General features: G+C 63.9%; 22 protein-coding genes. 6 read left to right on the top strand and 16 right to left on the bottom strand.

From position 1 onward, the window contains the following. Positions 1-61: 61 nt before the first annotated feature. The 3 genes from BP26_RS0102315 to sucC form a co-directional block, all read right to left on the bottom strand. A complete protein-coding gene (locus BP26_RS0102315; RefSeq protein ID WP_029918967.1) occupies positions 62-1,684 on the bottom strand; it encodes an NAD+ synthase in 1,623 nt (540 codons plus the stop codon). 64 nt (positions 1,685-1,748) lie between these two features. Beyond that, positions 1,749-2,627, bottom strand: a complete 879-nt coding sequence (sucD, locus tag BP26_RS0102320) for a succinate--CoA ligase subunit alpha (RefSeq protein ID WP_029918968.1) — start codon at positions 2,625-2,627, stop codon at positions 1,749-1,751. 14 nt (positions 2,628-2,641) lie between these two features. Continuing rightward, positions 2,642-3,808, bottom strand: coding sequence for an ADP-forming succinate--CoA ligase subunit beta (sucC, locus tag BP26_RS0102325; protein WP_029918969.1), 1,167 nt, complete (start codon positions 3,806-3,808; stop codon positions 2,642-2,644). 209 nt (positions 3,809-4,017) lie between these two features. Here sucC and BP26_RS0102330 point away from each other — a divergent pair, with 209 nt between their 5' ends. The 3 genes from BP26_RS0102330 to BP26_RS0102340 are packed head-to-tail and all read left to right on the top strand — an operon-like array spanning position 4,018 to position 7,231. Beyond that, positions 4,018-4,236, top strand: coding sequence for a hypothetical protein (locus BP26_RS0102330; protein ID WP_029918970.1), 219 nt, complete (start codon positions 4,018-4,020; stop codon positions 4,234-4,236). Then, positions 4,236-5,852 carry a sensor histidine kinase gene (locus tag BP26_RS0102335; protein ID WP_051748139.1) on the top strand — a complete coding sequence of 539 codons (1,617 nt, stop codon included), beginning with the start codon at positions 4,236-4,238 and terminating at the stop codon, positions 5,850-5,852. Before BP26_RS0102330 ends, BP26_RS0102335 begins: the two co-directional genes overlap by 1 nt. Next, positions 5,849-7,231: a sigma-54-dependent transcriptional regulator gene (locus tag BP26_RS0102340; RefSeq protein WP_029918972.1), complete on the top strand. Its 1,383-nt coding sequence runs from the start codon at positions 5,849-5,851 to the stop codon at positions 7,229-7,231. The genes BP26_RS0102335 and BP26_RS0102340 overlap by 4 nt, the downstream gene beginning before the upstream one ends. Positions 7,232-7,350: 119 nt before the next feature. Here the strand turns inward: BP26_RS0102340 and BP26_RS0102345 are convergent, their stop codons facing one another. From BP26_RS0102345 to uvrA, 4 genes are all read right to left on the bottom strand, one after another. Further along, entirely contained in the window at positions 7,351-8,982 is a 1,632-nt protein-coding gene (locus BP26_RS0102345) for a S53 family peptidase (RefSeq protein ID WP_084182724.1), read from the bottom strand. A gap of 158 nt (positions 8,983-9,140) precedes the next feature. Further along, the gene (locus tag BP26_RS0102350) at positions 9,141-10,007 is read right to left on the bottom strand and encodes a bifunctional transcriptional activator/DNA repair enzyme AdaA (protein ID WP_051748143.1); all 867 of its coding nucleotides are present in this window, start codon (positions 10,005-10,007) and stop codon (positions 9,141-9,143) included. Between the two features lie 19 nt (positions 10,008-10,026). Further along, positions 10,027-10,668: a glutathione S-transferase family protein gene (locus tag BP26_RS0102355; protein ID WP_029918975.1), complete on the bottom strand. Its 642-nt coding sequence runs from the start codon at positions 10,666-10,668 to the stop codon at positions 10,027-10,029. Between the two features lie 588 nt (positions 10,669-11,256). Further along, positions 11,257-14,118, bottom strand: a complete 2,862-nt coding sequence (uvrA, locus tag BP26_RS0102360; protein ID WP_029918976.1) for an excinuclease ABC subunit UvrA — start codon at positions 14,116-14,118, stop codon at positions 11,257-11,259. A 314-nt stretch (positions 14,119-14,432) separates the two neighbouring features. On the opposite strand from uvrA, the gene BP26_RS0102365 reads away from it, so the two are divergent. From BP26_RS0102365 to ssb, 3 genes are all read left to right on the top strand, one after another. Further along, entirely contained in the window at positions 14,433-15,623 is a 1,191-nt protein-coding gene (locus BP26_RS0102365) for an MFS transporter (RefSeq protein WP_051748145.1), read from the top strand. A 156-nt stretch (positions 15,624-15,779) separates the two neighbouring features. Further along, positions 15,780-16,019, top strand: coding sequence for an antitoxin (locus BP26_RS29150; protein WP_157572320.1), 240 nt, complete (start codon positions 15,780-15,782; stop codon positions 16,017-16,019). 289 nt (positions 16,020-16,308) lie between these two features. Next, positions 16,309-16,812 carry a single-stranded DNA-binding protein gene (gene ssb / locus BP26_RS0102370; protein WP_029918978.1) on the top strand — a complete coding sequence of 168 codons (504 nt, stop codon included), beginning with the start codon at positions 16,309-16,311 and terminating at the stop codon, positions 16,810-16,812. A gap of 71 nt (positions 16,813-16,883) precedes the next feature. On the opposite strand, the gene BP26_RS0102375 is transcribed toward ssb, so the two are convergent. The 9 genes from BP26_RS0102375 to BP26_RS28240 all read right to left on the bottom strand — a co-directional run bounded on the left by BP26_RS0102375 (position 16,884) and on the right by BP26_RS28240 (position 26,386). Continuing rightward, a complete protein-coding gene (locus tag BP26_RS0102375; protein WP_029918979.1) occupies positions 16,884-17,255 on the bottom strand; it encodes a response regulator transcription factor in 372 nt (123 codons plus the stop codon). A 181-nt stretch (positions 17,256-17,436) separates the two neighbouring features. Continuing rightward, positions 17,437-18,927, bottom strand: coding sequence for a PAS domain S-box protein (locus BP26_RS0102380; RefSeq protein ID WP_084182725.1), 1,491 nt, complete (start codon positions 18,925-18,927; stop codon positions 17,437-17,439). Between the two features lie 243 nt (positions 18,928-19,170). Next, positions 19,171-21,096 carry an AI-2E family transporter gene (locus BP26_RS0102385; RefSeq protein WP_084182726.1) on the bottom strand — a complete coding sequence of 642 codons (1,926 nt, stop codon included), beginning with the start codon at positions 21,094-21,096 and terminating at the stop codon, positions 19,171-19,173. A 310-nt stretch (positions 21,097-21,406) separates the two neighbouring features. After that, positions 21,407-22,063 carry a uracil-DNA glycosylase gene (locus BP26_RS28220; protein WP_084182727.1) on the bottom strand — a complete coding sequence of 219 codons (657 nt, stop codon included), beginning with the start codon at positions 22,061-22,063 and terminating at the stop codon, positions 21,407-21,409. Continuing rightward, complete coding sequence (locus BP26_RS0102390; protein WP_245611683.1) at positions 22,060-23,199, bottom strand: nucleoside triphosphate pyrophosphohydrolase family protein; 1,140 nt, start codon at positions 23,197-23,199, stop codon at positions 22,060-22,062. The genes BP26_RS28220 and BP26_RS0102390 overlap by 4 nt, the downstream gene beginning before the upstream one ends. Further along, positions 23,171-23,818, bottom strand: coding sequence for an Nmad2 family putative nucleotide modification protein (locus BP26_RS30035; protein ID WP_084182728.1), 648 nt, complete (start codon positions 23,816-23,818; stop codon positions 23,171-23,173). Before BP26_RS30035 ends, BP26_RS0102390 begins: the two co-directional genes overlap by 29 nt. Continuing rightward, positions 23,818-24,285 (bottom strand): TIR domain-containing protein, encoded by a 468-nt coding sequence (locus BP26_RS28230; RefSeq protein WP_084182729.1) that lies wholly within the window; start codon positions 24,283-24,285, stop codon positions 23,818-23,820. The genes BP26_RS30035 and BP26_RS28230 overlap by 1 nt, the downstream gene beginning before the upstream one ends. A gap of 95 nt (positions 24,286-24,380) precedes the next feature. Then, a complete protein-coding gene (locus tag BP26_RS28235) occupies positions 24,381-24,929 on the bottom strand; it encodes a toll/interleukin-1 receptor domain-containing protein (RefSeq protein ID WP_084182730.1) in 549 nt (182 codons plus the stop codon). Between the two features lie 11 nt (positions 24,930-24,940). Then, complete coding sequence (locus BP26_RS28240; protein ID WP_084182731.1) at positions 24,941-26,386, bottom strand: SIR2 family protein; 1,446 nt, start codon at positions 26,384-26,386, stop codon at positions 24,941-24,943. Between the last annotated feature and the right edge of the window lie 218 nt (positions 26,387-26,604).

Genomic DNA, 26,604 nt, shown 5'->3' on the forward strand with positions numbered 1-26,604 from the left:
GGCTAGTGGCTAGTGGCTGGTAAAAGCCTTCCAACCAGCCACTGAACACTAATCACTGCTTCTAGAGGTCGCCGTAGACGGCGGTGAGCGGATACCGCCGCTCGCGGCCGAAGGCGCGCCGGGTCACCTTGGGGCCCGGCGGCGCCTGGCGGCGCTTGTACTCCGAACGCCGCACCAGGGCCGCGACCCGCTGCACCGTGGCTTGGTCATAGCCCATCGCCACGATCTCGGCGATCGAGCGGCTGTCCTCGACATAGGCTTCGAGGATCGGGTCCAGCACCTCGTAAGGCGGCAATGAGTCGGAATCCTTCTGATCCGGCCGCAACTCGGCCGAAGGCGGCCGCGTGATCACCCGCTCCGGAATCACTTCGCCGTCGCCCAGGGAATTACGGTAGCGCGCGAGGCGGTAGACCAGGGTCTTGTACACATCCTTGATCGGCGCGAAACCACCGCACATATCGCCATAGAGCGTGGCGTAACCCACCGCCATCTCGCTCTTGTTGCCGGTGGTCAGCACCACCTGGCCGAACTTGTTGGACAGCGCCATCAGCAGCACGCCGCGGCAGCGCGACTGCAGGTTTTCCTCGGTGATATCGGCCTCGCGCCCGGCGAAGGTGTCCGCCAGGGTCTGATTGAACGCACTGAACGCAGTCTCGATCGGCAGCACCGAATAGCGCAAGCCCAGGCGCTCGGCCTGGAGACGCGCGTCGGTATTCGACATGTCGGCGGTGTAGCGCGAGGGCAGCGATACCGTCCAGACCTTTTCCGGCCCAAGTGCGTCGGCGGCGATCGCCGCCACCAGCGCGGAATCGATGCCGCCGGACAGGCCGATCAGCGCACCGGGAAAGCCATTGCGCTGGACATAGTCGCGGGTGGCCCGCACCAGCCCCTTGTAGACCGCCGCCTCTTCCGGCTCTTCCGCGGCGATCTGCCCGACGAAGCGGCCGTTGAAGCCGGCGACGTAGACGCCGTCCTCGAACACCGGGGCGCGGAACGCGACGGCGCCGTCGCCGTTGACGCCGAGCGAGCCACCGTCGAACACCAGGTCGTCCTGGCCGCCAACCATGTTGACGTAGAGGATCGGCAGGCCGGTTTCGGCCGCGCGCGCGCGCAGCACTTCGACGCGATCCCGGTGCTTGGACAGGTCGTAGGGGGAGGCGTTGATGTTGATCAGCAGCCTGGCGCCGGCCGCCTTGGCCGCAGCGGCCGGTTCCGGGCCCCACACGTCCTCGCAGACGCAGACGCCGACCGGCACGCCGCGCAGGTCGAACACGGCCGCGGTGCCGTCGCCGGCGAGGAAGTGGCGCTTCTCGTCGAACACGCCGTAATTGGGCAACAACTGTTTGCGATAGCGCGCGATGACGGCGCCGTCGCGGATCACCCAGGCGGCGTTGTAGCGCCCCTCGGGTGCGAATTCAGGGAGACCCACCACCAGGGTGATGCCATGCACTTCGCGCAGCAGCCGTGCCACGCCGTCCTCGATGGCGCGCGGCAGCGCCGTGCGCAGCAGCAGGTCGTCGGGGGGATAACCGAGCATCGACAGCTCGGGACAGGCGACCAGATCGGCCTTCAGCTCGTCGCGGGCATGCCGCGCGGCCTCGATGATCCTGCCGACATTGCCTTCGATGTCGCCGACCCAGAGGTTGATCTGGGCGGCGGCGAGGCGCAGGGGAGCGAATGTCACGTCGATCTCATGCGAACCGGCGCGGCACTGCGTGAACCGCAGCGCCGCGCCAGGCTTTGCATCATCAGAGCTTCAGCGCCTTCAGCATGGCGGCGCCGAGGTCGGCCGGCGAACGCACCGTGACCACGCCCGCCGCTTCCAGCGCGGCGAACTTCTCGTCCGCCGTGCCCTTGCCGCCGGAGATGATGGCGCCGGCATGGCCCATGCGCTTGCCCGCCGGAGCGGTGACGCCGGCGATGTAGGCGATGACCGGCTTCTTCACGTGGTGCTTGATGTAGTCGGCCGCCTCTTCCTCGGAGGAGCCGCCGATCTCGCCGACCATGATGATGCCTTCGGTCTGCGGGTCCTTCTCGAACAGCGCCAGGGTGTCGATGAAGCCGTAACCGCGCACCGGGTCGCCGCCGATGCCGACGCAGGTGCTCTGGCCCAGGCCGTTGGCCGTGGTCTGGTGCACCGTTTCGTAAGTCAGCGTGCCGGAGCGCGAGATGATGCCGATCTTGCCGGCCTTGTGGATGTGGCCCGGCATGATGCCGATCTTGCACTCGCCCGGGGTGATCACGCCGGGGCAGTTCGGGCCGACCAGCACGGTGTCCGGGTAGTTGGCGCGCAGCGTCGCCTTGACCTTGACCATGTCGTTGACCGGGATGCCCTCGGTGATGCAGATCACCACCTTGACGCCGGCATCGGCAGCTTCCAGCACCGCGTCGGCGGCGAACGGCGCCGGCACGTAGATCATGGTGGCTTCGGCGCCGGTGGCCTTCACCGCGTCGTGGCAGGTGTCGAACACCGGCAGGTTGAGGTGCGAGGAGCCGCCGCGGCCCGGGGTGACGCCGCCGACCATGCGGGTGCCGTACGCGATGCACTGCTCGGAATGGAAGGTGCCCTGCTTGCCGGTGAAGCCCTGGCAGATGACCTTGGTGGCCTTGTTGATGAGGATGCTCATGATTGTTCCGTTCCTTATTTCGACTTGGCGGCGGCGACGACAGCCTTGGCCGCTTCGGTAAGATCGGACACCGGAGTGATCTTGAGGCCGGAGGACTTCAGCATTTCCTGGCCCTTCTCCATGTTGGTGCCCTGCAGGCGCGCCACCACCGGCACCTTGAGGCCGACCTGCTTCACCGCCTCGATGATGCCCTCGGCGATGAGGTCGCAGCGGACGATGCCGCCGAAGATGTTGACCAGGATCGCCTTCACGTCCGGGCTGGAGGTGATCAGCTTGAACGCGTTGGTGACGCGCTCCGCCGTGGCGCCGCCGCCGACGTCGAGGAAGTTGGCCGGCTGGCCGCCATGCAGCTTGATGATGTCCATGGTCGCCATGGCCAGGCCCGCGCCGTTGACCATGCAGCCGATGTCGCCTTCGAGGCTGACGTAGTTGAGGTCGTACTGCAGGGCGACGCGCTCGCGCTCGTCTTCCTGGGTCGGATCGCGCATGTCGGCGATCGCCTTCTGGCGGTACAGGGCGTTGTCGTCGAAGTTGAGCTTGGCGTCGAGCGCGAAGACATTGCCTTCGGCGGTGACGATCAGCGGGTTGATCTCGATCAGGCTGGCGTCCAGATCGGTGCAGATACGGTACAGGCCCATCATGATCTTGGTGAACTGGTCGACCTGTTCCTTGGTCAGGCCCATGAAGAAGCCCAGCTCGCGCGCCTGGTAGGGCTGCAGGCCGCAGGACGGGTTGACCGTCACGCTCTTGATCTTCTCCGGGGTGTGCTCGGCGACTTCCTCGATGTCCATGCCGCCGGCGGGGGAGGCCATGAACACCAGGCGCTCGCGCGAACGGTCGACCACGGCGGAGACGTACAGCTCGCGCGCGATGGCGGAGGGCTTTTCGACCCAGACCGAATTCACCGGCAGGCCCTTGGCGTCGGTCTGCTTGGTCACCAGGCGGGTGCCGAGCATTTTCTTGGCTGCTTCCTCGACCGCTTCGTATCCCTCGACCAGCTTGACGCCGCCGACTTTGCCGCGGCCGCCGGCGTGGACCTGCGCCTTGACCACGAACTTGTCGCCGCCAATCTGCTTGGCCGCCGCGCGGGCCGCTTCAGGGCTCGCCGCAAGGGCGCCCTGGGGCACCGGGATACCGTAACGGGCGAAGATCTCCTTCGCCTGATATTCATGGAGATTCATGCGTCCCTCGGAGGGTTGGAAAAATTTCAATTACTGGAGCGGCGGGCATTCTCACCTAAACGCGCCGCTCAGGCAAAAAAAACGCGCGTAAAGTGCATTGGCCGCGGCGACAACATCCGCACCAAAAGCGGTCGGGGCGGGTAAACTTCCCGTCACGACAGGGCCGGCAGCCGGCCCCTCCCGAACGCCGCGCGAGCCTGCAACCTGCAATGAACCTGTTCCGCCTTGTCATCCTGGGCCTGTTGGCCTGGTTCGTCTACAAAGTCCTGCGCAGCTGGAGCAGCGACGGCGCCCCCACCAAGCCGCGCCCGCGCAGCACCCCGGAACAGTTCGAAATGATGGCGCGCTGCCTGCGCTGCGGCGTATTCGTGCCGCGCGACTCGCTCAGCGACCGCGGCCGCTGCCGCAACTGCGAGAAAAGCGCCTGATGGAGCGGGCGGTCGGCGGCGCCAACGTCGAAGAGGTGACGCCGGAAGACTGGCGCCTGCTGCGCACCCTGTCCTACTACCGCCTGCTGCTGGTGGTCGGGCTGGCGATCCTCTGCGCCAAGGGCTACGGCCCCTTCATGTTCGAGCGCATCGACCGCATCGCCTTCTACCGGGCCACCCTCGCCTACGGCATCGCCGCGCTGCTGCTGCTGCCCGCCGTGTGGTACCGCAAGCCCGGACTGGTAACCCAGTCCCTGCTGCACTTCTTCGTCGACGGCGCCGGCATCTGCCTGCTGGTCTACAACGCCCACGGCCTGGCCAGCGGCCTGGGCGTGCTGCTGCTGACGCCGGCGGTGGGCTGCAGCTCGGTGCTGGGCACGCGCATGGCGCTGCTGCTGGCCTCGATCGGCACCCTGTTCGTGTTCGGCGAAGAGATCTTCCGGCTGTCGGAAAGCGACCTGCCGCTGAGCAACATGTCCGGCGCCGGCCTGCTCGGCCTGATCCTGTTCGGCACCACCATCGCCGCCAGTACCGTGGCGCAGCGCGCGCGGCGCAGCGAGGCCCTGGCGGCGCAGGTCGGCAGCGATTTCGCCAGCCTGTCGCAGCTCAATGACCGCATCATCGACAACATGGGCACCGGGGTGCTGGTGGTCGATGCCGACCAGCGCGTGCGCCTGCTCAACGCCGCTGCGCAGCGCCTGCTCGGCACCGGCCCACTGGCGGAAGGCAGCTCGCTGGTGGAGCAGGTGCCGGAACTGGCGGCGGCGCTGCAGAACTGGCAGCGCCATCCCGGCCGCGAGGCCGCGCCGGTGGCGCTGTGGTCCAGCACCGCCGAGGTGGCGCCGCGCTTCATGAGCCTGGGCGGCGGTCCCGCGGCGCAGGTGCTGATCCTGCTCGACGACGCGGTGCGCCTGCGCGAACAGGCGCAGCAGATGAAGCTGGCCGCACTTGGGCGTCTCTCCGCCAGCATCGCCCACGAGATCCGCAACCCGCTGTCGGCGATCCACCACGCCGGCCAGCTGCTGGCAGAATCGCCGCGCCAGGACCCGGAGGAGCGGCGACTGCTGGACATGATCCAGCGCCACACCACGCGCATCGACAAGATCGTCAGCGACGTGCTCAACCTGTCGCGCCGCGAGGCTGCGACGCCGAGCACGATCACCCTGCGGCCCTTCCTGGAGCGAACCGTCGCCATCTACCGCGAAGGCCACCCCAAGCGGGCCTGCCATATCGACCTGGACGGCGTGGCAGCGGACCTGACGGTGCGCTTCGATCCCAACCACCTGCAGCAGATCCTGCTCAACCTGTGGGACAACAGCTTCGAGCACGGCGCCGCCGGCGCCGGCGGCCGCGAGGCGGTGCGCATCACCTTGAGCAGCGGCCACCAGGCGGCGCTGGGACACAGCTTCCTGGACGTCGCCGACAACGGCGGCGGCATCGCCGCGGAGATGCGCGACCGCGTGTTCGAACCGTTCTTCACCACCGCCCACAAGGGCACCGGCCTGGGGCTGTACCTGGCGCGCGAGATGTGCGAATACAATCAGGCGCGGCTGTTGCTGCTGCACAGCGAACCGGGCGTATGTTTCCGCCTGATTTTCCAGGAACAGGGAACATGACCAAGGCCCACGCCCTCATCGTCGACGACGAAGCCGACATCCGCGAACTGCTGGAGATCACGCTCTCCCGCATGGGCCTGCGCACCCACGGCGCCAGTACCGTGGCCGAGGCGCGGCAGCTGCTGGGCGAGCACCAGTTCGACCTGTGCTTCACCGACATGCGCCTGCCGGACGGCGACGGCATCGCCATCCTGCAGCACATCCAGCGCGAGCAGCCGGGCCTGCCGGTGGCGGTGATCACCGCCTATGGCAACGCCCAGGGCGCGGTGGAGAGCCTCAAGGCCGGCGCCTTCGACTTCGTCTCCAAGCCGGTCGACCTGCAGGCGCTGCGCAAGCTGGTGGACGCGGCGCTGAAGCTGCGCAACCCCGCCGCCGAGCCGGCGCCGGACGATGGCGGCCTGCTCGGCCAGGCGCCCGGCATCGACGATCTGCGCGCCATGATCGAGCGCCTGGCGCGCAGCCAGGCGCCGGTGCACATCGCCGGCGAGTCCGGCACCGGCAAGGAACTGGTGGCGCGCCTGATCCACAGCCGCAGCCCGCGCAGCGCGGCGCCGTTCGTGCCGGTGAACTGCGGCGCCATTCCCTCGGAACTGATGGAAAGCGAATTCTTCGGCCACCTGCGCGGCAGCTTCACCGGCGCCAGCCGCGACAAGATCGGCCTGTTCCAGGCGGCCGAGGGCGGCACCCTGTTCCTCGACGAGGTGGGCGACCTGCCGCTGCACATGCAGGTCAAGATGCTGCGCGCCCTGCAGGAACGCGCGGTGCGGCCGGTGGGCGGCGAAACCGAAATCCCGGTCAACGTGCGCGTCATCTCCGCCACCCACAAGGACCTGGGCAAGCTGCTGGCGCAGGGCAGCTTCCGCCAGGATCTGTACTACCGCCTCAATGTCATCGAAATCCGCACGCCGCCGCTGCGCGAACACGCCGAGGACATCCCGCTGCTGGCGCAGGCCATCCTGGCGAAGCTGGCGCGCGCCAACGGCCTGCCGGCGACGCCGGAGCTGACGGGCGAAGCGCTGCGCCGGCTGCAGGCCTACAGCTTCCCCGGCAATGTGCGCGAACTGGAGAACGTGCTGGAGCGCGCCGTGACCCTCAGCGACGGCAAGCGCATCGCCGCCGGCGAGTTGCAGCTGCGCGGCGATGCCGCCGCCATTGGCGGCGGGCCGCCCGCGGTGCAGGTGCCGGCCCCGGGCGCCGCCGCGCCTGGCGAACCCGCAAAAACCGGCGCCGCGTTCGAAGACCAGATGGAAGAGATCGAGCGCCGCGCCATCCGCGAGGCGCTGGAGAAGGCCCGCTACAACAAGACCAAGGCGGCGGCGCTGCTCGGCATGTCGTTCCGCTCGCTGCGCTATCGCATCAAGAAGCTGGGCATCGAGTAGGTTTTTGCAGGCACTCCGGCCGGAACGGAAAAGCCCCGCGGACGCAGCGTCCGCGGGGCCTGTCGAGGGAAGGCGCCTGCTTGGTCCCGGACCATTCGCGATGCGGGATCGCCAGGGACCTAGTGGCCGACCACCGTGTTGAAGCTGGCGATGTCGAAGGTGCCCCAGCCGGTGGTTTCGTCGAAGCCAGCCTTGGCGCTGTAGCCGCCGAGCAGGGGCAGGCCGTTGTTGCCGGAGGTGACGTCGTGATACGGCGCCGGGGTCTTGCCCGCGGCGGCGTAGAGCAGCGGCGCGGCGAAGCCCAGGCTGTTGCCGTGCGAGGACTGGACCCGCGCCCAGGTGCCGGTGCTCAGCGGCGCCGACAGGCTGGTGCCGCCGATCTGGGCGGAAGCGCCGTTGACGATCACCAGCGCGCCGGAGTTCGGATCGGCGTCCATCGCCACGTCCGGCACTTCGCGCTTGGCCGAACCGGTCACGCTCTGCTGATAGGGCTGCGCCGTCTCGTAGACGCTGACACCGCCGCCGCCGCTTTTCCAGGCGGTCTCGCCGGCCCAGACGTTGCCGCTGGTGCTGAGCGTGGTGCCGCCCACCGCCACCACGTAGGGCGAGCTGGCCGGATAGCTGACCGCCTTGACCAGGCCGGTGTGGCCGGAGCAGCCGGTCTTGTAGCCGCCGTCGCCGGAGGAGACGAAGAAGGTGATGCCGAGAGCCGAGGCCGACTTGAAGATGAGATCGTCGGTGGCCATTTCGCCGCTGCTGTTGGAGCTCTTCTCGCAGATGCCGAGCGAGACGTTGACCGCCTTCACCTTGTTGTCGCTCACCGCCAGGTTGTAGGCGGCGGTCAGGTCGGCGTCGCCGAGGGAGGCGGCGTTGTAGAAATAGATGTCCTTGACCGTGCCGGCGATGCCGGTGGAGCTCTGGCTGTCGAGGTCCCACTCGTCGAGGCCGCTGGTGTCGGTGCCGTTGATCTCGGCGGGACGGAACACCAGGTTCACCGGCGTCAGGCCGTTCTGGCTCTCGAAGGTGCGCAGATCGGCCACGGTCTGGGTCAGGTTGCCGTCGGTGACGATGCCGATGTCGGTGGCGCTGCCGGTGGCCACGCTGGTGGCGTTGTAGATGGCGGCGAACGCCGTGGGAACATGGCCCGCGGTGCTCGCCTGGGTGGCGGCGGCGGGATACTCGATCATCGGCTGGGCCAGGTCGGCGTTCTGCAGGCCGAGCACGGCGGTGACCAGGCCATTCAGGGCGTCCGGAATCGACACGTCGGCCTTGTTGGCGAACACCTGCCGGTTGCCCAGCTTGAACTGCGCCAGCCTGGTGTTGAAGGCGGCTTCGATCTGCGACGGACGCGCATCGGCGGTGATCAGCAGGCGATTGGCCGCCACGGTGACGTTCTGGAAGCCGGCGCGGACCAGGTAGTCCACGACGGTCTGCGCCTGCCGCGGCGTTACCGCGTAGGTGCCGGTGAATTCCTCGCTGGAGAGGGCGGTGCCGTAGTCGCGGAAGCCGAGCGTGTGCTGGCGAACCAGGAACGCGTCCAGCGCGGCCTCGTTCTGCAGCTTCAGGCCGATGGCCACATGCAGGGTGCGGGATGCCGGAAGGGCACCCAGTTCCACGGCGTTTTCAAGGACGTGAGCCTTGCTGCTGGTGGCGTGCCAGGCAGCCTGCGCGGAAGCGCCGCAGGACAGTGCGGCAATGCCGATTGCCAAAGCGATAGCCGGGCGCGAGCGCCCAAAGCGAGTTGCGGTCATACGGAAATCCCCTTGCCTGATAAGCCCTTCTATGCCGAGGGCAGTGAGACGAGCTTAACAGGAGATTTGAAGCGGCCGTCACCCCGCCGATGCGGGGGGTTCGGACCTACCCGAAATGAGGGGAAAAGGGGGTTGAATCATCGGCGCGAATCAAGCCTTCACTGTGCTTTGGTTGCCGATTCCCGTTGCAGCAAGGCCGCCTTGCGCTCGGGGCCCCAGCGGTAGCCGGAGAGCCTGCCGTCGGCGCCGACCACGCGGTGGCAGGGGATGAGCATGGCGATGCGGTTGCTGGCGCAGGCGGAGGCCACGGCGCGGCTGGCCCTGGGCTCGCCCAGTTTTGCCGCCACCGCGCCGTAGCTCAACGTTCCGCCCAGTGGAATCTCGCGCAAGGCGCGCCACACGCGCGACTGGAAGGCGGTGCCCTGGATGTCCAGCGGCAGATCCAGCGCCTCGCGCGGCAGCAGCACGAAGTCGCGCACCTGTTCGAACCAGCCGTAGAGCCGCGCCTCGTCGTTGTGCAGGCGCGCCTTGGGGAAAGCGGCGCGCAGATCTTCCAGCAGGGCGCCCGGTTGCTCGCCGAAGGCCAGCCAGCAGACGCCGCGCCCGGTGGCGGCCAGCAGCATCCAGCCCAGGTCCGACAGGCCCATCCACCAGCCGATGGCGAGCGCGCCGCGCAACTGGCCTGGCGCGGCGCCGAGGGCGGCGCTGGCGTTGGCATAGGCCGCCGCACTGGACTCGTAGCCGGCGTTGAATACCGCGTCGAGGGCGGTGCCGTCCTGGCGCAGGTTCTGGGTCAGGCGGTGCAGGGCCAGGGCCTGGGCGTAGGCCTTGGGGCTGACACCGAGGCGGCGGGTGAACTGGCGCTGCAACTCGGAGGCGCTGACGCCGGCCTGCGTGGCGAGTTGCGTCAGCCTGGGCATGCCTTCATCGCGCTCGATGTGGCGGCACACCGCCATCAGCACCTGCGGCCAGTCGGTATGTCCCTGGGCTTTCTTCATGGGGTCCATTGTCGCCTTGGTGTTCATGATTTGCTCCTTGCGGCTTTCAGGGCAGCTCGCCGCTGGAATGGGGATCGATCGAATACGGGTGGACTTCGTCGAGGAAGCCGGGCTGGGCGCGAACCCGGGCGATCCAGGCGCGCACGCCCGGGTAGGGTTCCAGCGAGACGTCCGCCTCCCCTGCCCGGCTGATGTAGGCGAACATCGAGATGTCGGCCACGGTATAGCCGCTGTCGGTGAGGAAGGGATGTTCCGCCAAACGCTGTTCCAGGATGCCCAGCGTCTTCAGGCTGCCGGCGCGCTTCGCGGCGATCACTTCCGGCATGCGGCGGGCCAGCTTGCCGGTCATGGTCCAGTGGCGCAGCGAGGCCAGGCCGTTCTGCACGTGGTCTTCCTCGAAGAACATCCAGCGCAGCACCTGGGCGCGTTGCCAGGGGCCGAGCGGCAGGTAGGGCGTGCCTTCGGCGAGGTAGAACAGGATGGCGTTGGATTCGGCCAGGGTGCGGCCGTCCTCCAGTTCCAGCACCGGCACGGCACCGACCGGGTTGAGGGCCTGGAATGCAGGGCTCCTGCCCTCGCCTTCGAAGATGCTGACCAGCCTGGTGCGATAGGGGCGTTCGAGGTGGCTGAGCAGCAGGCGGACCTTGTAGCCGTTTTGCGAAGGGAGGTAGTCGTGCAGCGTCAGCATGGCGGGGCTCCGGGGTTTCATGGAGCGCACTTTAGGGGGTGGCCCGCATGAGTTCTTCCGGATTCTTGCGCGGGGAAGACTGTGGCTGTTGAAGGGCTGCGTTTCGCTCCATTCGCCCTGTTTTTCAGGGGGAAATCATTTCCGGTTTTCGGGGCGAAAAACATCATGCGTGCCATGCGTGCCAAGGGTTTTTGTTGGCACGCATGCGGCGAGCAGTGAATTTTCAGGGGGCGGAATTGCCGGGATTTGAGGGACTCATCCCGGCCTGCGGGTTTCAGTCCCCCCTCCCCACGAATGCGGGGAGGGGGTTAGGGTGAGGGGCGGGTAGCGGAGTGCAGCACTACGGCCCCTGGATTCCGGCTTTCGCCGGAATGACGATGGGGGATGGGTCCGCGCTTGGCCCCTCCCTCGGTACAAATCGCTTCGCGATTCACTCGGGACATTCGGAAAAACACACCCGCTACGCGGGCACTCGGGGCGAACGGAGATTGGTGCTCGGTCAGGTGAAAAGCGCCCCCTCACGCTAACCCGCTCCCCATCATGGGGAGCGGGGGGGGGGAACAGCAGGTGGCGCCGCTTCTTCTGGGGCTACTTCTTCGGCTGCGTCTTGAGCAGGGGCTTGAGGAAGCGGCCGGTGTGGGACCTGGCGTTTTTGGCCACGTCTTCCGGGGTGCCGGTGGCGATGATTTCGCCGCCGCCGCTGCCGCCTTCGGGGCCGAGGTCGATGAGCCAGTCGGCGCGTTTGATGACGTCGAGGTTGTGCTCGATGACGACGATGGTGTTGCCGGCGTCGCGCAGGCGCTCCAGCACCTTGAGCAGCTGGGCGACGTCGTGGAAGTGCAGGCCGGTGGTGGGTTCGTCGAGGATGTAGAGGGTCTGGCCGGTGTCGCGCCTGGATAATTCCTTGGCCAGCTTGATGCGCTGGGCTTCGCCGCCCGACAAGGTGGTCGCGTTCTGGCCGAGGGTGATGTAGCTGAGGCCCACGTCCATCAGGGTTTCGAGCTTGCGGCGGATGGCGGGGACGGGCTTGAAGAAGGTCATGCCTTCTTCCACCGTCATGTTCAGCACCTCGTCGACGCTCTTGCCCTTGTACTTCACTTCCAGGGTTTCGCGGTTGTAGCGGCGGCCCTTGCAGGTGTCGCAGGTGACGTAGACGTCCGGCAGGAAGTGCATCTCCACCTTGATCAGGCCGTCGCCCTCGCAGGTCTCGCAGCGGCCGCCCTTGACGTTGAAGCTGAAGCGGCCGGCCTCGTAGCCGCGCGCGCGCGACTCCGGCACCTGGGCGAACAGCTCGCGGATCGGGGTGAACAGGCCGGTGTACGTGGCCGGGTTGGAGCGCGGGGTGCGGCCGATCGGCGACTGGTCGATGTCGATGACCTTGTCCAGGTGCTCGAGGCCCTCGATGGCGTCGCAGGCGGCGTGGCGGGTGCCGGCGTTGTTGAGGGCGCGGGCGGCGTAGCCGAGCAGGGTGTCGTTGATCAGGGTGGACTTGCCGGAGCCGGAGACGCCGGTGACGCAGGTGAGCAGGCCCACCGGGATTTCGGCGGTGACGTTTTTCAGGTTGTTGCCGCGGGCGCCGCGCAGGGTCACGGACTTGGCCGGATCGCGCGGGTGGCGCTGCTTCGGCACTTCCACTTCCGCCGCGCCGGACAGGTATTGGCCGGTGAGCGATTCCTTGTTGCGCTCGATCTGCCTGGGCGTGCCCTGGGCGACGATGTGGCCGCCGTGGACGCCGGCGCCAGGGCCGATGTCGACGACGTGGTCGGCGGCGCGGATGGCTTCCTCGTCATGCTCGACCACGATGACGGTGTTGCCGAGATCGCGCAGGTGCACCAGGGTCTTGAGCAGGCGTTCGTTGTCGCGCTGGTGCAGGCCGATGCTGGGCTCGTCCAGCACGTACATGACGCCGACCAGGCCGGCGCCGATCTGCGAGGCCAGGCGGATGCGCTGGGCTTCGCCGCCGGACAGGGTTTCGGCGGAGCGCGACAGGGTCAGGTAATCCAGGCCGACGTTGTTGAGGAAGCCGAGGCGGGCGCCGATCTCCTTGAGGATCTTCTCGGCGATCTCGCCCTTGTGGCCGGGCAGCTTCATCTGCAGGAAGAAAGCTTCGGCGTCGCGCACCGACAGGGCGCTGATCTGCGGCAGGCTGCGGTCGGCGACGAAGACGTGGCGCGCGGCGCGGTTGAGGCGCTCGCCGCCGCAGTCCGGGCAGGCCTTGTCCGACAGGTACTTGGACAGCTCCTCGCGCACCGCCACCGACTCGGTTTCCTTGTAGCGGCGCTCGAGGTTGGGCAGCACGCCTTCGAAGCGGTGCTGGCGGGTGATCTTGCGGCCGTTCTCGTCCGGGTATTCGAAGCTGACCTTTTCCTCGCCGCTGCCGTAGAGCACGATCTTGCGCGCCTTCTCCGGCAGGGCCTGGAACGGCTTGTCGGTGGCGAACTTGAAATGCTTGGCCAGCGAGGACATCAGCGCCCAGTAGTAGGGATTGCGCTTGTCCCAGCCGCGGATGGCGCCATCGGCGAGGGAATTCTCCGGGTGGGTGACGACGCGCTCGGCGTCGAACACCTGCAGGTTGCCGAGGCCGTCGCAGCTGGAGCAGGCGCCGGTGGGGCTGTTGAAGGAGAACAGGCGCGGTTCCAGCTCTTCCAGCGAGTAGCCGCAGTGCGGGCAGGCCATGCGCGCCGAGAAGGGGATGTCCTTGGGCGCTTCCTTGGCTGCCGCGCCGGCCTTGGGCTCGCCGTGCGGGGCCACCATGGCCAGGCCGTCGGACAGGCGCAGGGCGGTTTCGAAGGACTCGGCCAGGCGCTGCTTGGCGTCGGGCTTGACCTTGAAGCGGTCCACCACGATATCGATATCGTGCTTGAGCTTGCGGTTGAGGGTGGGCACCTCGTCCAGTTCGTAGACCTTGCCGTCGACGCGGGCGCGGACGAAGCCCTGCTGGCGCATCTGGTCGAACCACTCGGCGTGCTCGCCCTTGCGCTCGCGCACCACCGGGGCCAGCAGCATCCAGGCGGAGTTTTCCGGCAGGGCCAGCACATGATCGACCATCTGGCTGACGCTCTGCGCTTCCAGGGTGACGCCGTGGTCCGGGCAGCGGGCGGTGCCGACGCGGGCGTAGAGCAGGCGCAGGTAATCGTAGATTTCGGTGACGGTGCCGACGGTGGAGCGCGGGTTGTGCGAGGTGGACTTCTGCTCGATCGAGATGGCCGGCGACAGGCCCTCGATGGAATCCACGTCCGGCTTCTGCATCATCGACAGGAACTGCCGGGCGTAGGCCGACAGCGACTCGACATAGCGCCGCTGGCCCTCGGCGTAGAGGGTGTCGAAGGCCAGGCTGGACTTGCCCGAACCGGACAGGCCGGTGATGACGATCAGTTTGTCGCGCGGCAGGTCGAGCGAGACATTCTTCAGGTTATGCGTGCGCGCACCGCGTATATGGATCGTATCCATGGGGCAGTAGAGTTTTCGGCCACGCGAGGCGCGGCGGGGAATGGGGCAATCGGGTACTATACTTCCCTTAATTGCTGCAGTGCACCCTGTTTTCAATGCCTGCAGTGATGCGCGACAACGGCGTCTGCGCCAACCGGCCCGGAATCTGCATCGGTTCCCGGCCAAAATGGCCCAAAACTTATCGTTTCCGCCTGACCGATGAGCCCCAAACAAGCTAAAAGCATTTTCGGACCAGCCACCGTCCCTGCCCCGCACGCGCCCGGCAGCTTCGCGGCGCTGCTGCGGATCGTCTTCAACCCGGACAGCATCGCCTCATGAACGCTCTGGAATGGCGCTCCACCATCGCCCTGGGCTCGGTCTACGCCCTGCGCATGGTCGGCATGTTCATGATCCTGCCGGTCTTCGCGCTTTACGCGAGCACCCTGCCGGGCGGCGTGACGCCGCTGGAGGAAGGCTTCACCCTGGGCCTGTACGGGCTGGTGCAGGCCTTCCTGCAGATTCCCTTCGGCATCGCCTCCGACCGCTGGGGGCGCAAGCCGGTGATCGTCATCGGCATGCTGCTGTTCGCCCTGGGCAGCTTCATCGCCGGCAGCACCCACCAGATCGGCTGGATCATGCTCGGCCGCGCGGTGCAGGGCGCCGGCGCGGTCTCCGCCGCCGTCTCCGCCCTGGTGGCCGACACTACCCGCGCCGAAGTGCGCACCACCGCCATGGCGATTCTCGGCGCCGGCATGGGCGTGTCCTTCATCCTGGCGATGGTGCTGGGGCCGGTGTTCGAGGGCTGGATCGGCGTCAACGGCATCTTCCACATGACCGGCGTGCTGGCGCTGCTGTCGATTCCGCTGGTGCTGTTCGTGGTGCCGAACGCGCCGCCGGCCGAAAAGCGCGTCGCCAACATGGAAGCCGCGATTGCCGACACGCAACTGCTGCGGCTGGACGGCGGCGTCTTCCTGCTGCACCTACTGATGGCCGGACTGTTCCAGGCGGCGCCTTACGCCATCGTGCGGACCCTGGGCCTGCCGGTGGCGAAACACTGGCAGGTGTACCTGCCGGTGCTGATCTTCTCCATCATCCCGGTGTTCCCGCTGATCCGCTGGGCGGAAAAGCGCGGCAAGACCAAGCCGGTATTCATGGGCGCGGTGGCGACGCTGGGCGTGGCGCTGCTGCTGGCCGCGGCGGGCTACACCATCGCCATCGGCCTGTGGGCGGCGATGCTGGTGTTCTTCGTCGCCTTCAACTACCTGGAAGGCTCCCTGCCCTCGATGATCTCGCGCCGCGCGCCGGCTTCGCAGAAAGGCGCGGCGCTGGGCGTGTTCTCCACCGCGCAGGTGCTGGGCGGCGCCATCGGCGCGCCGCTGGGCGGCTACCTGTACGAGCACGGCGGCCTGACCCTGGCTTTCGCCGGGCCGGCGCTGCTGACGGCGCTGTGGCTGAGCTTCGCCGCCGGGCAGACGCCGGTGGATGCCACCCACGCCGGGCCGGAGCCGGCACGGCCTGGTGCATAAACGGCCGTAATTTTTCTGGCCGGATTACGTCTGGGGGCTTGTCGGTTCCGCGCACTGACGTGCGCTTGAACCGACCTACGGTGCGGATATCTTGAGCAGCACGACACCCGGCTTTGCAGCTACGATAGCTTTCGCATCCGTTCAAAAGAGCGTCCCGTGACAACGGTGAAACTACTCCAGCTCGGTAAATCGCAAGTGCTTCGTATACCGGCGCGCTACCGTATGAACGCGCAGGAAGTGGAAGTGTTCCAGCGTGACGGCGAACTGGTATTACGTCCCAAACCGCGCACTGTCGCTGATCTGTTTGCACAGGCACGCAGCCTTGCAGATGACATGTCCGACTGGGAGCGCCCAGAGCAAGGCAAAGTCAGACAGCCAAAAGAAACACTGCCGTAACAAGCCATTACATCCCACTCTTCAAGCAAGCGCCGCGATGACACGCAAGCGGCGGCGGCCCTGGTGTATTCTGTTATCCGTGAGGGTGTGCCGGACCTTACGACTATTCCCGGCGCATGAACGAGGACACCAGATGAAACCATCCATCGATGATTTTTTCGCCCCTGTGGCGTGTGTCCGCCCTCCGCTGCAAAGCCCGACCCTGCAACGCTCCAGCCCTGCCCCCGGCAGCGGCGCGGGCGCGCGTGCGGGCCGGGCTGTCCATTCCATTTAGTTAGAGGAGGCGCACATGGCTCGTGGAGTCAATAAAGTCATTCTGATCGGCAACCTGGGCAAGGATCCGGAACTGAAATCCTTCCCCAACGGCGACGCATACTGCAACCTCACGCTGGCGACGTCCGAGTCCTGGACGGACAAGACCTCCGGCGAGAAGAAAGAGCGCACCGAGTGGCACAACCTGGTCTTCACCCGCAAGCTGGCGGAGATCGTCGGCCAGTACCTGAAGAAGGGCGCGAAGATCTACGTCGAAGGCTCCCTGCGCACCCGCAAGTGGCAGGACAAGGACGGCCACGACCGCTATACCACCGAGATCCAGGTCAACGACATGCAGATGCTCGACGGCAAGGGCGGCGGTGGCGGCGGCGACGAGTACGGCGGGGGTTCCAGCAGCTACGGCGGCGGCTCCAGCGCCCGCAGCAGCGCACCGCCGCGTGAGCGGGCCCCGGCCCGCGCGGCGCCGGCTGCGCCGCAGGGCGGGGACGGCGGATTCGAGGACGACGACATTCCGTTCTGAAGCCGATTTCCTTGCTGCAAACAAAAGCCCGTCAGATGCTCATCTGACGGGCCTTTTATCAATGACCGCCGCTACGCCGCGGCGAGCACGCGATCGACGGACGCTTTCAATTCCTTTTCGTGGAACGGCTTGTCCAGCACATCGCGCGCGCCGGCCTTGCGCGCCCGGGCGATCAGTTGCGCATCGCGCATGCCGGTGATGACGATCACAGGAAGCGCCGATTGCTTTACGGCGAGCTTTTCCAGAAGCTCGGCGCCGTTCATTCCCGGCATGTTGAGATCGAGCAGCAAGCAGTCGGGGGCGCTCCCCAGCTTCAAGGTCTCAAGGAACTGCTCGGCCGAGGCAAAGGCGCGCGCGCGCCAGCCGTAGCTGCTCAGCAAGAGGAATGTCGCCGAACGGACCGCTTCGTCGTCATCAACAATATCAATCACTGGCTGTTTCATATCAATGCAATTCGCTGACGCTCGATCACGGGTTGTTTCAATCCGGGCGGCTAGGCAGGTGCTACTCCTTCTAGGCTGGGTCTTTCAAGCGTATTAGACCCGAGGGCCGCACCCCCGGCTATGATGTGGGTCAATACAGGTAGAAGCCGCAGATCGTTCCGTCATGCAGGCAGCGCGGGCGTCAGGCGGCGCCGCGAATCTCGTGCACGCCAGCCCCTCCCGGCGGCGGCAGCGGCAGCCAGAGGCTGAATGCGGCGCCGCCCGGCTGATTTCGCTCGGCCCAGATACGGCCGCCATGCGCTTCGACGATGCGACGGCAGATCGACAATCCCTGGCCCAGGCCATCTTTCTTGGTGGTGAAGAACGGCGCGAACAACTGATCCGGCGGATTGCCGCCGAAACCCGGACCGTTGTCCCGCACGGTCACGCTCACGCCCACGGGCGCATCCGAGACGGCGCCTTCGATCTGCAATTCCGGGGCTGAAACCCGCGCTTCGACCATGGCCTGGACGGCATTGCGGACGAGATTGACCAGCACCTGCTCGATCTGGACGCGGTCCAGCAGCAACTGCGGCAGCGCGTCAGGCACCTTCGTCAATACGCGCACACTGTTGACTTTCAATTCATGCTGGAGCAGCTCCAGCACCTCGTGCACGCTGGCGCCGAGGTCGCTCGGCTGCTGCTCGATCTCGCCTTTCTCGACGTATTTGCGCAGGCGGCGGATCACTTCGGCGGCGCGTTCGCCCTGGCGCGCGATCTGCTGCATCGAATCGCGCAACAGCGCCATATCGGCGGTGCCGGCATCGATCATGCGCGAACAGGCGCCGGAGAAGCCGAGAATGGCGGTCAGCGGCTGGTTGATCTCATGCGCCAGGCCCGCCGCCAGATCGCCCATGGAATGCACTCGGGCCATATGCGCCAGTTCGTCCTGGCGGCGGCGCGCTTCCTGCTCGATCTGCTTGCGGTCGGTGATGTCGCGGATGATGCCGGTGAATACGCGCTGCCCCGACACCACCACTTCGCCCACGGAGAGGTCCAGCGGGAATACGGTGCCGTCCTTGCGCAAACCCTCCACCTCCCGACCGAGGCCGATGATCTTCTTGCGCCGGGTGGTCAGGTAGTTGTGGAGATAACCGTCATGCTCGGCGCGGTAGGGCTGGGGCATCAGCATGGAGACGTTGCGCCCCAGCACTTCCACTGCGCGGTAGCCGAAAATGCGCTCGGCAGCGCGATTGAAAGACTGAACCCGCCCGGCGCCATCGATGGTGAGAATGCCGTCGACCGCGGTATCCAGAATCGCCTGATGCCGATCGAGCGCCTCGGACAACTCGGCCTGCATGCGATCGGCGACCCGCATGTCGGCGCCGGTCACCACCACGCCCTGGGTCTGGCCATCGGCATCGCGCAGGCCGGAGTACCCCCAGTGCACGGCGAACCGCTTGCCGTCCCTTGCCTGCCAGCTGCCGTGCTGATCCGGCACATCCTCGCCGGCCGCGGCGCGCAAGAAGCCCTCGCGCATGGTCTCGGCGTGTTCCGGCGCCGCCAGCCGCTGCCACACCGGCTGACCCCGGCACTCGGCCAAGGCCAAACCCGTCGCTGCTTCGCAATGGTGATTCAGCTGACGAATATCGCCATTGGGAGCGCCGATGGCGACGAGTATTCTTCCGGGCATTGGTCTATTCCTCGAACCATCAATTGGTTTACACAACCGGAGGTTCGTCACCCTTTCTTTATTGATTGAAGCGTTTCGCGGTCGCCTGTAAAAGCGCCTTAATGATGTGCCGAAAACGGCCCCACAGGCAAGAAAAATTTGCCGGTACGGTACCGTACATTGCCGCAGAAATTGTGCTTGCAATCACGCCCGCATCCGGGCAGGCGGCTACCGACAGGCTTTTTGTGCAGTGGCAGCCTGCCGTCACGGTGCAGCGGGCTTCACCACGCCGAGACAGCTCTTCATGGTTTCCTCGTAGGAGTGCACGGTCAGGTCGATGCCCTTCAGGGCCTGGTCGAGCACTTCGCAGTCTTCATACGGGCTTTGCAGGATGAGGGCCACGATTTTCGCGCCGGGCATGTGGAGGCGGATAGCGGCGGCCAGGGACTCGATACGCGCCTGTTCCCGGCACGGCTGGAGGCTGACCAGGCAGACCGCCGCCACGCTCTCCGGGTTGACGCCGTGCAGCGCCGGATTGCCCAGGTCTTCCACCAGCAGGTGCTGGCCGACGAGGCCATCGCCCAGCACCCGCACCAGGATTTCCGCGGCCAGCTCGTTGAAGGTGGAGTCCACCCCCACGCACAGCACCAGCGAGCCGGCGGGCACTTCGACGGAGCCGCGCTGCCCGCTCAGCAGCTCGCGCCGGTCGCGCAGCTGCCGGCCGAGATTGACGTCCGCAAGCAGGGAAATGCGCTGCCGCTTCCTCCACCACTTGCGCGGGCCGCTGAGCGCTTCGATGACTTCGGCCACCGCGCCGCGGAAGCGGACCTGCTCCGCCCTGGTGATGGAGCCCGAGGTGAAGTCCAGGCGCGCCAGGTGCATGGCCGGCATCAGCACCGAATCGCAGTAGGCGGCGAAGGACTTGCTCTTGAGGATGGTGCGGGCGCGCTGGATGACGGAGCCGGCGTCGCCGGAGAGCGCGCGCTGGTAGAAATTCTGCGGCAGGGTCAGCGCCGGCACTTCGCCGAAGAGGATCTCCAGCGCGTTGAGCGCCCTGACGTAGCGCCCGGCCACCACCAGGCACAGGGTCAGCGGCGTGGACACCACCAGCCCCACCGGCCCCCAGATCCAGCCCCAGAAGATCGCCGCGATCACCACGGACAGGGGCGACAGGCCAGTGGTGTGGCCATACAGGAAGGGCTCGACCAGCTGCGAGACCACCGTCTCCACCACCACGAACAGGCCCAGCGTCATGAGGGCCAGGGACCAGCCGGACTCGACCGCCGCGGCGAACAGCGTGGCGCAGCCCGCCGCGATCCACACGCCCACATACGGCACGAAGCGCAGCAGCGCCGCCATCGTCGCCCACAGCAGGGCCTGGGAATGGCCGAGCAGCGCCAGGCCCGCCCAGATGACCACGCCGACGGAGAAATTCACCGCGAACTGGTTGGCGAAGAAGTGCGCCAGGCGCTCGCCGGCATCATTGACGGCGATGGTGGTGGCGCGCAGATCGCCGCCGCCGGCCAGGCGGATGAAGCGGTCCCGCAAGGCCTCCTGCTCCAGCAGGACGAAGATCAGCACCACGATGACGATGCCCGCGGACGAGAGCGGCCCCCAGACAGAGCCGAGAATCCGGCTCAGCATCTTCAGCGGCCCCAGCGGCGGCTGGTGCAATTCCACCTGGAGCGGACGCGCCGCCGGTGCGGGCGCGGACAGCGCGCCGGAGGCGGTACCGGGCTTGGCATTCGGAGCGCTCACGCCCTCCTCCGACACGCGGTCGATCACGCGCTGTACCGGGTCGATCACCACGCCGAGCTTGCCCAGCGTCATCTGGTCCAGGGCGGCCAGCTTGCCGCGCATGGTCTCCTCGTACTGCGGCATGCTGGCCCCCATGCGCAGCATCTGCGAGCCGATGACCGTGGCGATGGCCGACAGCACCAGAACCAGGACCAGCACCACCGTCCAGACCGACGCGGTCTGGCCCAGGCCGACCCGCCGCAGCGCGTGAATCATGGGAGCGACCAACAGGCTCAGCATCACCGCCAGGGTGATCGGAATCAGCACCTCGCGCCCGAAGTAGAGCAGCGCCAGCACCGCGCCCGTCCCGAGGATGCCGATCACCCGGCTCTGGACCGTCTGGGCTTGCGCATGGCCAGGGATCGGGAACTGGGGGCTGGGCTTTGCAGCCATTGGGGACTCCGTACACCGTGCGGGATGATCAGCTTAGGTGAATCGCGGCTGGCCGGGTATGAGGTCCGGAACCAACTACTTCAGGCAAACTGGAGATCTGGGATCGTCAAGCAATACTAAAAAGCTCGAGAATCCGCGTCGAAAGCTCTTGAACACCCACTAGTGGCAGGCCGAGCACGGCCAAGGACATAACGCCACCGAGAACCAAGTCAAAGCATACAGATTCTCGACACCCCTAGCGGTGTTGCTTCCGAAAAAGCTCTAGTCGACAAGCCAAAGCAGGTGCATATGAAATTAGTCCGGCTCACGTTCAAAACAGGCTTCGAGTCCGCGGGGCGATTTCGTAGAGCTCTATCATTTGGCGAAGAAACTGCGCTTGCCCGCCGTAACTGGGATGTCGCACGCATACCACGGGTACGGAGTCAGTAATGCGCTTCGCCGCGTTTGCAGCATCATTGCCGATCGCGAGGATTCGGCGCGGCCGAAGCAATCCAACGAGCATCGCCAGAATCGCTTCACCCGCCGCTCGCTCCAGCGAGTTGTGCTGGCGATTGGTGAAAGGTTCACCGACTTCATGTGGGTGCAGCGGAAACACATTCCATAGAAACACCCGCGCGTCTACTTGGTCGAGAATGCTCCAAATGACGGCTGCTGTACGCTCAGCAACAACCACCCCCAGGGTCGGTCGTTCTACTTCCAAATTCCAACGTTTGGCGTGGCGTCCCATGTGCACATCGTCCGTCAGGGCCATTCCGGTACGGCGGCCACCACGATACCCAAGATCGCGCCCAACCCAAATAGCATCAATAGGAACCTCGGCAGCGCGTCGCACCATAGCCGACAGCACCTTGGCACGACGGATCGGCGCGTCAATTCGGTCGTGTATAGGGCACCTGTCCGTGTAGGGATTGAAAGCATTGGAAAAGCGCAGGCCAGATACATCCACGACAAAAGGATGGAGCTTCACAACTTGGCCTCCAGCGGCCGGTACTCAATAGTGCGTCGTACTCGGCTGCCGACCACCCAACCGCCCTCGCCGTCCCGAATCTGACGAAAGACGCGGTAGCCATCGAGGATGGCGCGCTCCCACAGTCGAAGCGGGCACTTCTCGACCTCGTAGCCGTCTACGAATTCACGAACGGTTTTTAGTATACCCAGCGAAACACGGGTCTGCCCCTCAAAATAGTCTAATTCTTTTGCACGAGAGAAAAGCCAAGCAGTGAGTCCTTCTTCAACAACTATCGCACGCCCACTATCTTCCTCCTCATCGAGCCTGGGCTGACTCTTGCGCTTGTGTTTAATAAGCGCCCGCATAACGGGAGACCAATGCAAGATTGCGGCATACGCAAAATGAAATACATCATGAAAACGGTATCCGTCCCGATCCCCGATGTTGTCAGTCAATGGATCGCCAACAAATACTCCACGCCATCGGAGATAGCTTTTCCCGCTTGGCCGCTGATTAATGCGAATCTTAAAAAACCGCGGTAGCTGCTCTTCCGACCCAAGCCCCGCGTCGAAGTCCACTAGACTTGCTGGAGCAGGATCAAGAAACGCTCCTCGTACCTTGCTCACATTTGTGTGGGCCACCTCGGCGAACGACAGACCTGACACATGTAGAGCATTCAGATAATAAAAGGCGAAAGCTTCGACAGCCTTCACTTCTGGGCGGTCACCGAGCAGAGCTGCAGCACCCCTACCTAGATCAAATAGCGCAGAATCAAGGGAAATGTCTTTTCGCGGTACAGCAATTTGGGCAATCGCACCCGACAGATCACTTGCCGCAATGAGATGTTGATAACCACCTTGCTCGGCCGCTCGGACAAATAGATCGTCAAGGCGCAGATCCATACGCCTTGACAGCGCAGCGAGGTACCAAAGCGTATCTCCAAACTCCTCGACCGCCGACAATTTGGCACGAGGATAAGCGTTTCCTTCCCGAACGTGCTTCTTGGCGGTTGACATAATGCCCCCCACTTCGCCAAAGAGCCCCTGCAGGATTGGCTTGAAGTCTGCAGGATCAATGATGTCCGTCGGCGCGACAGCGCCTGCATATTCAGAGAGCAAAAGGGATTTAGAGATGTCTGGGATTAGACTTTGCACGGAGGGATATCCATTCAAACGGTGAACCCTGAAATCCGCGGATCCTTAACGATCTAATCCATTCTATGAACCGATCACGGCTTCGGGCGTCATCGATGCATGAATAACCTATTCCAGAATGAATGATAGTTCGCCCGTCGGGCCGAGTTAGTGTGTCGGGAATTAGCGGCCCTTCACCGCCAAAATAAACAAAGTCATCGCCAATCAGAACTCGATTCACTCCAGTATCAATCCGCACGTGCTCAGCGTGTATAGAGCCGTCATTATTTGTGTGAAAAGAGTCTCGTTGCCCCCAATCATTTTCCGCAGCATCCCAGTAGTAAATGTTGTCCCCACAACTCTGCTTTCGGCTACCGCGACGGTATGGCTTTTTATCCTCAAAATTCGGGTTCGCGTCATACTCTTGGAAACTTAAAATACTCGCGACTCGCATCGCGTAAACCAAATACCCAGCCCTTCGAACTGTTCGGTCGCCACTGCCAGTCCCCACAATCCAATCACCTATCTCCGCCCCCTTACGGATCGGCGGCTTACATGTGGCGAGCGTGCAGAATCCGTAGAAGGGATTTGGAGCAAACCCACTGTCGTACCGAACAACGTAGGAGTAGAGTCGCGACATCAGCAAGGATGACGCCGAAGGGGTACTGGATCGAAAAGTGATCCATCGGCGTGTTCCCAACGGTCTTTGCCGTCGATAGCATTTACGATGGCGTTTCCATTCCAGCTAACTATGGAATCGGCATGATCCTTCAGAGCGTCGGGCAACTCACAACCCTGATTCCCGTACGACCAAATCCCAATAATGTGCTTGCCTTGCTTGGCAGCATATTCAACTTCCCAATTCACCCACTCACTATCCCGCGTCTGAGGTGATATTACGCATATGAACGTCCCTGCCCAATCGATAAGAGGACTCAATATCCCGTACTTGATGTAGTCAGGGTCCTTCGCTTCGTTGAACTTTCCTTTATGGATCGAGGAGTCACGGATAGTCACTCCTTTAGTCGCCAGCAGGTCTTTAAGTTTCCCCAAGCTGGTATCATCTTCATGAATGTGACTGATAAAGACATTTCTGATGTCTGCCATTTCATTCCCTCCCCGACTAAAGATCTCAGAAAAACGAACAACTTCGCGGACTGAGTGTTTGGGCTTTGCTTTCAGACCCGATGTACTGGCGCAGATCAACCCGTAAGCCAATCTCGCAGAGGCGTCCCAGTATTGCGCTTTGTATCTAACACCATCCATAAAGAGCCCTGGCGGCCCCGTATTTCTCCCCATACAATTTTTCGATAGAGTCCTAAATACTCCCAAGACGCCCAATCTTCGGATTGACTGTCGACGGCAGGAAATAGCGCGATGCCTCGCGTGCCCTTGTATCCATCTGCAATCCCAAGCTCCCACGGAACCCAACGACTTTCCTTACTATTGGCACTCGCCAGCAGCACAAAACGTTTCGAATGCTGAATACGACTTTTCAATAGCTCCGCCGTCTCTTCTGTCGTGTAGGGCGGCATAGATGGATCAACTTCATCGATGTAAACATTCGCTCCATGATTTCTCAGAACCTTTATAGCTCCGACGACTAAATCGTCATCTTTACTGGAGTGCGAAAGGAAAGTTGATGTCGTAGTACTATCTAAAGTTAATGACTTTCGAATTTGCGCCTGCTCGATAATGGTCGACTGGGCCGCAATATTGCGCAATTCAGATTTTGTTACGTATTGAACCACTGTCTTGATCTCTATTGAGCGGCCTTGTCGATCCGCTTCAAGATCGCCATGGCCACTGACACCAATGAATCAACATCTGCATCCGGATTGGAAAGCGCGCGCAATTCGTCGTCAGTGGGTCTAGCGGCATTATTTCCATGCGCCGGTAGTGTCGACCCAAAGAGATCTTCAGTTATCTTTTGGGCTGCACCTCCACTTGCCCCTATTGGCAAAAGGAATGCGCCAGATGCTTGCGCTATTCGAGCCTCTTCTATAACCCCGTCTGCAATCACGATCGATGGATTGATCTCCTTAGCTCCTCCTACAAAAACCACAACGCCAGAAATTCTTGCAAGCTCTTGCCGCAGATCTGCCCATTGACGATCATGATTCGCGTGCTCAAGAAGCGCCTGGGGAAATGGCCGAACAATCAATCTTCGATCAATATCCCAACCGCCGCCTCCACGTAAAGAGTCGAGAAATCCGGCAAGCGCTGCTGAACCGACAACCAGTCCACCGCCACTCACTAGAGATTTTCCAGATTCGCCTATAGCACGGCCAATTTCCTCCGCGACTTTGTACGCCTTTGCCATTCCCCTACTTGGCTCGATAGGCCAACTACCGCTCACCCAGACGCGTTTTCTGGCAACACGTCGCTCAATTTGATGGAGAAGACCCTGAACCTCTGAATATTCATCGATATCAACGGCAATGAGGCCGTAACGCCTCAGATCCTTGGCCCACAACGAATGCTGAGCGGCCCGTGCCTTGTATTCGGTATCCGATCTGAAATCATCCTTGTGTGGCGGCCTGACGATTGCAAAGTGTTCAGGGGGTGCCTCAGTAAAGCTCTCTCGTATTAGTGAAAGTACGTGCCTAATATTTGGGTCGGTGAGGCTGAGGCCAACAAACAGCATTGACATGCTGGTCAGCTGAGCTTGAAGTAATGGCAGATATGCACCACGTTTTGATCTATACAGTTCATAGTCGTCTGTAGAGATAACAACATCATCGAGGCGATCGACGGAGCCGTGCATTTTGTATAGACGCGTTGCCCCTGGGGTGGCTTTGAGGGAAAGATCCTTCGGCGATGACAGCAAATCTAACGGCCGGCCAATAGCTTCAAATGCACGCTCGATAAGGCGGTCATAGTTCGTTGTCCAGATGTGACGAACAGGCAGTCGAGCTATCACGGCCAACGAATCAGGTACTGGATAAAGCGGTCCAAGTTTTTCGCGGATGACGCTTCGCACCCGTGTCGCGCTCCCCGTTTCTTGGATACTCCATTGGGCCAACGCCGCTAAATCATGGATATCGCTTGAACTTACACCCAGTTCCTCCCCAATTTCATGTAGTAGATTTGACCAAGATGGATATCCGGCCCCCATCGAGACGCCAGCTCCAACGAATAAGGCTGCGTTTCCGCTTTCGAGGGCCTCAGGGAAGTCCTTTAGAAACCTAGTCCTAGCCATGTTCATCCCGTTGTCCTTTTGACTTTAGTTTGGGCGCACAGGTACATCTATGATGCGACCTGAACTTGCCTTAAAACATCATCGGCTAAAGCCCGACTCGGGAGGCCAACCTAAATTACTCTGCGATACGCCTTTTAGTCACCCACGGAAGGCTAACCAACTGCTAACTTCTTTAAATGTTCAGCCAATCAACCACTTGGAGATGTGCAAAACATCTAAGGCTT

Origin of the sequence: Nevskia soli DSM 19509 (genome assembly GCF_000711955.1) — a bacterium.
GTDB classification, from domain to species: Bacteria; Pseudomonadota; Gammaproteobacteria; order Nevskiales; family Nevskiaceae; genus Nevskia; species Nevskia soli.